The organism is Polaromonas sp. UBA4122 (assembly GCA_002381615.1).
In the GTDB taxonomy this organism is placed as follows: domain Bacteria; phylum Pseudomonadota; class Gammaproteobacteria; order Burkholderiales; family Burkholderiaceae_C; genus Polaromonas.
This window is the reverse complement of the sequence record DFWY01000084.1, coordinates 25,166-29,956: the sequence shown is the minus strand read 5'-3', so window position 1 is coordinate 29,956 and position 4,791 is coordinate 25,166. Positions and strand designations below refer to the sequence as shown.

The following is a 4,791-nucleotide window of genomic DNA, read 5'->3' as shown; positions in this document are numbered from 1 at the left end:
TTGTCCCCGCCGCCACAACCTGACCGGGCTCGGCTTCTATGGCCATAACAACCCCGACGACATCGGCGACCAGCGCAGCGTAGGTGGCCTGATGGCCTTGCATTGCCAACTGCGACTGGGCTTGCTCCAGTTGCGCCTGGGCAGCCTTCAACGCCGCTTCGCGCCGCTCCAGCTCCGCGCCACTGATGAAGTTCTGGTTTTTGAGTTGTTTGCAGCGCTGGAAATCCGCGGCCGCCAAGTCCCGGTTGGTCGCCGACCCGAAAAACCAGCCTGGACTCGACCTGGGCCCTGACTTCCCCGGCGTACTCGTGGCTGAATGAAAACGCGTTGGTTCCAACTGTAATCACTTTCACGGCACGAACCGGTTCCTGTGGCGGAGCGGATTGGGAACTCGGATAGGGGATCAGGCGGCAAAAGACCATGGACACAGCTACTGACTGACCGGTAAGTAATCTAGGATAAATGCAGAGGCCTGTCAGGCGACAATCCACGGCATGAAGCAAGACCTTCAACAGCTAGCCGGTCAAGGCACCATTCAGGGAATAAACCACTACGAGAATTTCCCGGTCGCCTCCGTGCTGTGCCCACCGCACCTGCGCCCGGCTATCGTCGCCATCTACTGGTTCGCCCGCACCGCCGACGACATCGCTGACGAGGGCGATGCCGCACCCCAGGCACGTCTGGACGACCTGGCGGCCTACCGTGCCGACTTGATGGCAACTGCCACCGGCCTGACGCCCTCGCCACGCTGGGCCGCCGTGTTTGAGCGTCTAGGCCCGGTGATCACGCAATTTGCCCTGCCCGTCCATTTGCTGGCCGACCTGCTCAGCGCGTTTGAGCAGGACGTGGTCAAGCAGCGCTATGCCAGCGAGGTCGAACTGCTGGACTACTGCAAGCGCTCGGCCAACCCGGTGGGCCGCCTGCTGCTGCATCTCTATGGTGTTCACGATGAGAGCTCGCTACGGATGAGCGACTGCATCTGCTCCGCCCTGCAACTCATCAACTTCTGGCAAGACCTGAGCGTGGACATTCCCCGCGGACGGATTTACCTGCCCGCCGATGCGTGGAAAGCGCACGGTGTTGACGAAGCGCAGCTCTTGGGCCTGGAAAGCAACCCGAATACTATTAATTTGATAGCTTCTCACGCACGCTACGCAAGGGCTAGCATGCTAAAAGGCTCAAAATTGGTAAAGAAAGTACCCGGACGAGGCAGCTGGGAGCTGCGGCTGGTGGTGCAAGGCGGCCTGCGCATTCTGGACAAAATCGAGGCGCTGAACTTCAACACCCTGCAGCAACGCCCCAAGCTCGGCCCCTGGGATGGGGTGGTGATGGGCTGGCGTGCCTTGTTGATGTGAGCACAATCACATGTCTGCAGGAGCCAGACATTTTTCCGACGGGCCATAGCCCCCTCAGGGGCAGCGCATTACACGCAGTGAAAAGCGTGGGGGCCATTTTCACGTGCAACAATCGCCGCATGACGCCCGAGCAGTATGTCCAGCAAAAAGCCGCCGCTTCCGGCAGCAGTTTCTATTACGCCTTCCTGTTTTTACCCAACGAGCGGCGTGCCGCCATCACCGCGTTTTACGCCTTCTGCCGCGAAATAGATGACGTGGTCGATGAAGTGCTGGATCCCGGCGTGGCACAAACCAAGCTGGCCTGGTGGCAAGGCGAGGTCGCCAAGTCTTACGCCGGCAACCCCACCCATCCGGTCATGAAAGCCCTCATGCCGCTGGCCTTCACCTACCACATCGAGGCGCGTCATTTGCAGGCGGTCATAGCAGGCTGCCAGATGGACCTGACGCAAAACCGCTACCTCGACTTTCCCGGCCTCACGCAGTATTGCCACCTGGTCGCGGGCATCGTTGGCGAAGTGGCTGCGCGCATTTTTGGCCAGACCGAAGACGCCACCACCGCCTATGCCCATAAGCTGGGGCTGGCGTTCCAGCTTACCAACATCATCCGTGACGTGGGTGAGGACGCCCTGCGCGGACGCATCTACCTGCCCGTCAATGAACTGCAGCAATTTGAGGTGAAGGCGCACGAGATTTTGAAGCGTCAGTATTCCGAACGTTTCACCGCACTCATGCAGTTCCAGACCCAGCGTGCGCTGGCGCTCTATGACGAAGCGCTGGCTATGCTGCCGGAAGTTGACCGCCGCGCCCAAAAGCCCGGCCTCATGATGGCCAGCATTTACCGCGCGCTGCTGCGCGAAATTGCCGCCGACGGCTACCAGGTGCTGCACCAGCGCGTCAGCCTCACGCCCCTGCGCAAATTCTGGCTGGCGTGGAAAACGCAGGCCTTCGGGCGCGTGGTCTAAAGCGTGCACTTCAGCACATGAAGGTCGCCATCGTCGGGGCTGGATGGGCGGGCTGTGCCGCAGCCGTAGAGGCCACGCGCCTGGGCCACCAAGCCACGCTGTTTGAGGCCTCCCGCACGGCCGGCGGACGCGCCCGGCGTGTGGCCGCCATGATCTCGGGCCAACCCGTCGCCCTAGACAACGGCCAGCACATCCTGATTGGCGCCTATTCGGAAACCCTGCGCCTGATGAACGACCTGGGCGTGGACGTGGACGCTTCATTGCTGCGCCTGCCGCTGACGCTACGGTTCCCCGATGGCAGCGGCCTGAAGCTGCCCCAACTGTCTGCGCATATACCGGCCCCGCTGGACGCGTTCACCGGCATCCTCACCGCACGCGGCTGGTCCTGGGCTGACAAGCTGTCGCTGCTCAAGGTGGCGCTGGACTGGCAACTCAAAAGGTTTCAGTGCGGTCCCGGGCAATCGGTCACCGACTTGTGCAAAGGCCTCACGCCTGGCGCCATGGCCTCGCTGATCGAGCCGCTGTGCGTGTCGGCGCTGAACACGCCCGCGCAGCGCGCCAGCGGACAAGTGTTCCTGCGCGTGATGCGCGATGCGCTGTTTTCGGCAAGTGGTGGCTCCAACCTGCTGCTGCCGTGCGTGGACCTGAGCGCCCTGCTGCCCGATGCCGCACTGGCCTGGATCGCTGGGCAAGGCAGCCCGGCGCATTTGGGGGCCCGCGTGCAAAGCATTGCGCCTGTCACCTCTGGCTGGGCGGTCACAACCGATACCAGCGCCGCCTTTGACTGCGTGGTGCTGGCCTGCTCACCGCACGAAGCGGCGCGCCTTGTTGGCGGCAGCGGCGTGGCGGCCAAGGCCTGGCTGGCGCAAGCGCGCGGCCTGCAGTTTGAGGCCCTGACCACCGTTTATGTTCATGCAGCTCATCAGCATTTGAACCATCCCATGCTGGCGCTGCACGCCAGCGCCACCGAACCGGCGCAATTTGTGTTTGACCGTGAGCAACTGGGCGGTCCGGCGGGGCTGCTGGCGTTCGTGATCAGCGCCAGCGTGGGCGACAGCGCCACGCTGACGCAGCAGGTGCTGGCGCAAGCGGCCCGGCAATTGGGGCTCAACCCGCTGGAACCCGTGCAAACCATTGTGGAAAAGCGCGCCACCTTTGCCTGCACACCGGGCTTGCAACGCCCCGCACCCGAAGTGGCCGCAGGCCTGCTGGCGTGCGGTGACTACATCGCCGGGCCTTATCCGGCGACCCTGGAAGGTGCCGTGCGATCAGGACTGGCAGCCGCGCGACGCTTGCACTGAATTTTTTCCATCCCCATGGTTGCTATTAAATAAATAGCTGCTCGCGCTCGTCGATATTTGGCTTCAGGCACTTCTTGCTATTAGCCGGACCTCCCGGAACGCGGGCCGCGCCAGGCAGCGGCGCAACCAGTCGTCAACACAAGGGCACTGCGTCATCAGTTCAGTCGCGTCTTGCACCCAGGCCAACACTGAAGCCACGCAAATATCAGCCACGGTAAAGCGCTCAGCCGCCAGATAGCTGCGCGTTTGCAAATGCTGCTCCAGCACGCGCAGCGGGCCCAGCAGGCGCCGCTGGGCTTCATCGGCCAGCTGGGGTTTGCGGCGTTCCGCCGACATGAGCAGCCGGTGCATCAAGAAAATCAGGGCGTCTTTTTCGCACTCGGTCACCACCCAGAAACTCCAGCGCAAAATTTCAGCCTGTTCTGCATGATTTTCTGCCGCCAGCGATGGCGCGCCACTGGGCTTGAAACGACCGGCCAGATACAGCGCGCAGGCCATGGACTCCCAGACCAGCACCCCCTCGTCGTCAACCACCGGGATGTGGCCGTTCGGGTTGATCGCCAGAAATTCCGGTGTGCGCGTGGCACCGCCCAGGTAAGGGATGGAAATGTGTTCATAGGCCAGGCCCAGCTCATGGGCCACCCAGAGCGGACGCGCCGCGCGCGAAGCGGCTGTGCCGTAGATTTTGAGTGTCATGTAAAGCGGCTCCAAAATGGGTCATCAAATTCAGTTTGGGAACAGGTCACACAGCTCGGTCAGCGTGGTCACTGTCTTATGCGGCATGGCGGAGTGCGCCCACAACTGCTCAGAGCGGTTGACCCACACGGTCTGCATGCCGCAATTGAGTGCACCCAGCACATCCAGAGCCGCGTCGTCGCCCACATGCAGCACCTGGCTCGGCTGCACCTCCGCGGCACCGGCGGCCGCGTGAAAAATACGGGGGTCTGGCTTGCCCACGCCAAACTGCTGAGCACTGATGCTGGCCCGGAAATACGCGTCAATGCCAATGCATTTGATGTCTGCGTTGCCGTTGGACACCGCCACCAGCGGAAACCGGCTGGACAAAAATTCGAGTGACTGAACCACGCACTCAAACAGTGTGACCCGATTACGCTCCGCAAAAAAAACATCGAATGCTTGTTCAGCCAGCAGCGGATCTTCCCCGGAGCGGTA

5 protein-coding genes and 1 pseudogene are annotated in these 4,791 nt (G+C 62.2%); 3 read left to right on the top strand and 3 right to left on the bottom strand.

The window, feature by feature from the left end:
* Positions 1 to 422: pseudogene (locus tag B3F77_RS11445) on the bottom strand (efflux RND transporter periplasmic adaptor subunit); the annotation flags it as partial.
* Between the two features lie 72 nt (positions 423 to 494).
* Here B3F77_RS11445 and hpnC point away from each other — a divergent pair.
* The 3 genes from hpnC to hpnE all read left to right on the top strand — a co-directional run bounded on the left by hpnC (position 495) and on the right by hpnE (position 3,618).
* Positions 495 to 1,355 (top strand): squalene synthase HpnC, encoded by an 861-nt coding sequence (gene hpnC / locus B3F77_RS11440; RefSeq protein WP_293605078.1) that lies wholly within the window; start codon positions 495 to 497, stop codon positions 1,353 to 1,355.
* Positions 1,356 to 1,474: 119 nt separating this feature from the next.
* Entirely contained in the window at positions 1,475 to 2,317 is an 843-nt protein-coding gene (hpnD, locus tag B3F77_RS11435) for a presqualene diphosphate synthase HpnD (RefSeq protein ID WP_293605077.1), read from the top strand.
* A 17-nt stretch (positions 2,318 to 2,334) separates the two neighbouring features.
* Positions 2,335 to 3,618 carry a hydroxysqualene dehydroxylase HpnE gene (gene hpnE, locus B3F77_RS11430; protein ID WP_293605076.1) on the top strand — a complete coding sequence of 428 codons (1,284 nt, stop codon included), beginning with the start codon at positions 2,335 to 2,337 and terminating at the stop codon, positions 3,616 to 3,618.
* A 63-nt stretch (positions 3,619 to 3,681) separates the two neighbouring features.
* Here the strand turns inward: hpnE and B3F77_RS11425 are convergent, their stop codons facing one another.
* Positions 3,682 to 4,314 carry a glutathione S-transferase family protein gene (locus B3F77_RS11425; RefSeq protein ID WP_293605075.1) on the bottom strand — a complete coding sequence of 211 codons (633 nt, stop codon included), beginning with the start codon at positions 4,312 to 4,314 and terminating at the stop codon, positions 3,682 to 3,684.
* 30 nt (positions 4,315 to 4,344) lie between these two features.
* Positions 4,345 to 4,791, bottom strand: a 447-nt coding sequence (locus B3F77_RS11420) for an HAD family hydrolase (RefSeq protein ID WP_293605074.1), incomplete at its 5' end; no start/stop codon positions are given.

Bases quoted from the DNA above. Each gene is read 5' to 3' on its own strand.
- hpnC (WP_293605078.1), top strand. From the start codon at position 495: ATGAAGCAAGACCTTCAACAGCTAGCCGGTCAAGGCACCATTCAGGGA.
- hpnD (WP_293605077.1), top strand. From the start codon at position 1,475: ATGACGCCCGAGCAGTATGTCCAGCAAAAAGCCGCCGCTTCCGGCAGC.
- hpnE (WP_293605076.1), top strand. From the start codon at position 2,335: ATGAAGGTCGCCATCGTCGGGGCTGGATGGGCGGGCTGTGCCGCAGCC.
- B3F77_RS11425 (WP_293605075.1), bottom strand. From the start codon at position 4,314: ATGACACTCAAAATCTACGGCACAGCCGCTTCGCGCGCGGCGCGTCCG.